This window comes from Robbsia andropogonis (assembly GCF_000970345.1).
GTDB classification, from domain to species: Bacteria; Pseudomonadota; Gammaproteobacteria; order Burkholderiales; family Burkholderiaceae; genus Robbsia; species Robbsia andropogonis.
The window spans coordinates 1-2,192 of record NZ_LAQU01000137.1 but is presented as its reverse complement, the minus strand read 5'-3'; the positions used below and the strand labels follow the sequence as shown (position 1 = coordinate 2,192).

Sequence of the window (2,192 nt, the reverse complement as noted above, 5' to 3'; positions counted from 1 at the left end):
GATGAAGCGAAACGTTGCTGCGATCTGGCGCCGTAAATCAGCAAGCGGCCAGTTTTGCGTCTCGGGCGCCATGCGTATCATTGATTCCAGCCGAGCCGGCGCCAGATCGGAGGTGTCGGAGTGAAAACTGACCGCCGAGCCTGGGTGTCCGGTATTGAGCACATCCAATAGGTCAAATGCCTCGGCACCACGCACCTCGCCAACAATCACGCGATTAGGGCGATACCGAAGCGCCAGGCGCACCAGATGTCTAATGGTGATGCCTTCGCTCTCGTTGGTTTCGAACGAGACATAATTGGGTACAGCGATTTGCAGCTCGGCAGTGTCCTCGATCGTGACCACACGGTCTTCCGCAGGAATCGCTTCGGTCAACGCGTTGAGGAGCGTCGTTTTGCCCGAAGATGTTGCGCCCGAGAGGATGATGTTCGTCTTGGATTCGATGACCCATTGGAAGAAATCGCGTACGGCTGTGCCACCTTCATGCATGGCACTTAGCATCTGGGCAATTTCGTGATCGATCTGGCTTTGCCGGGCGTCTCGCGCCTGCACATCGAATGCACCGCGCGCGAGATAGCTATCGAGCGAAATCCGGTTCACAGAATGCTTTCGGATGCTCATCGAGGTGCCATGAATCGACGTCGGAGCACGCGCCGCGGCGATCCGAAGCCCGGGCATACGCGCATCCATGACGGCCATATGCGGCTTACCATTTAGATTGCCGATCAGATTGAGCGCCGTTTCCAGCCGTTCCGGCGCGATTTTGCACCCCTCCTGCAAGACCATTTCGCCAGAGCGCTCGACCCAAATCGTATCGGGCCGGTTGATCATGATTTCCTGCACGGCAGGATCATCCATGAACGGAACGATTGGCTCCAAATGGGTGCGCAGGATGAGGAGCGCCTGTTCGGCGTCGCGCTTATTCATGGCCGTGCCCGCCATCGGTAATGGCGTTGCGCTTTTGCGGCAGTAATACGCGCAAGGCGAGGTAGGCGCATAGGGCGACGGCAAACAGTTCCAAGACCGTTGATGCAATCGCGTAGGCAATGCTGAGCTTGCCCGCCGCCGCACTAAAGCGCAGGTTCGTGATCATGTTGGCCTTCTCGACGCCGACCAAAGCCTGCAGGTCTTGCCCAGACGGCAACCACGCACCCGCCGCTTTGGCGATACTCTCGGCGTTTTGCGGATCTGCTGCGAGGGACGTACCTAGTACCGCGTGCCCGGCGTAAAGCGAGGCGTCCGCCATTGCATGAATGGCTGTCACATGCGCTGTCATTTCGTGCTGGTGAGCGCGATTGCTGACAAATAGATTCACCAGCAACACGACGAGTAACGCCACAATAACGAACCTCTCGCGACGAAACGCGACGGCTGTAAGCGGTGATTTATTCATTTTCGACCTCGTAGGCCGCGAGCGAAGATGTCCGATCGGCAACGGCCGTGTTTTGCCAGTTGTTATGCGCTTCAAAAGCATCGATGCTGTGCGAGCGTTGCCTCGTGGCGTGCGCCGCGTGTTGGACCGGCGTGACAGAAGCACGCGACGCTGTTGCTGAAGGCTTCACGCCTGCCGGCATGATCGACATCGCGCTTGCAGGATCAGCACCAGCCAGCACGTTACTCAGTTGCTTATAGATGGCGCTCGCATATTTCTGACGCTTTGATTCAGTGGTCGCGTTGTAGGCGCCGACCGCTTCCCAGTTGTATCCGTATTGCCGGATGTTTTGTTGCAAGATCCACGTTCCGACGTAGGCGTTGACGCAGCCATCAAGCAAGGCATCCCGTGATATGCCGTACCGCGCAAGCATGGGCAACCACGACGAGTTGATCTGCATCAAGCCGATGTCATACGAGCCATTGCTATTAGCAGGTCCGATGGCACGTGGATTCATGCGCGACTCGTGCATGGCGATGGCGCGAGCGAGTGCCGGATAGATATTGTGGTAAGTCGCGGCATCGTCCAGGCAATCGGCCCTGGCCGAAGGAAACGAGGCTCCCACAGCTATCAGTACTCCTATCTGAAAAACACTCGAATCACGCAACCACATCCAAGCACCTGTTATGAACGCGCCGACCCAAAGTGTCGACGCAAGCCTATCGAGAGAATCGCTTACTGCTGAGCGCCACTACTTCCATCGGGCGGCGGCCCCGGCGGCGGCCCCGGCGGCGGTCCACAGCGAGGCGGCGGCGGCGGCCGA

Annotated in this window: 2 protein-coding genes and 1 pseudogene; all 3 read right to left on the bottom strand. The window is 58.3% G+C overall.

Annotated elements, in window-relative coordinates:
* Positions 1 to 924: CpaF family protein (locus tag WM40_RS26505; protein ID WP_046154559.1), on the bottom strand; the 924-nt coding region annotated here is incomplete at its 3' end.
* Positions 917 to 1,390: a hypothetical protein gene (locus WM40_RS26500; protein ID WP_157793819.1), complete on the bottom strand. Its 474-nt coding sequence runs from the start codon at positions 1,388 to 1,390 to the stop codon at positions 917 to 919. The genes WM40_RS26505 and WM40_RS26500, both read right to left, overlap by 8 nt.
* Positions 1,391 to 1,619: 229 nt before the next feature.
* A pseudogene (locus WM40_RS32790) lies at positions 1,620 to 2,042 on the bottom strand (lytic transglycosylase domain-containing protein); the annotation flags it as partial.
* Positions 2,043 to 2,192 lie beyond the last annotated feature (150 nt).

Excerpts from the sequence above, each read along its gene's own strand:
- WM40_RS26500 (WP_157793819.1), bottom strand. The coding sequence starts at position 1,390 with ATGAATAAATCACCGCTTACAGCCGTCGCGTTTCGTCGCGAGAGGTTC.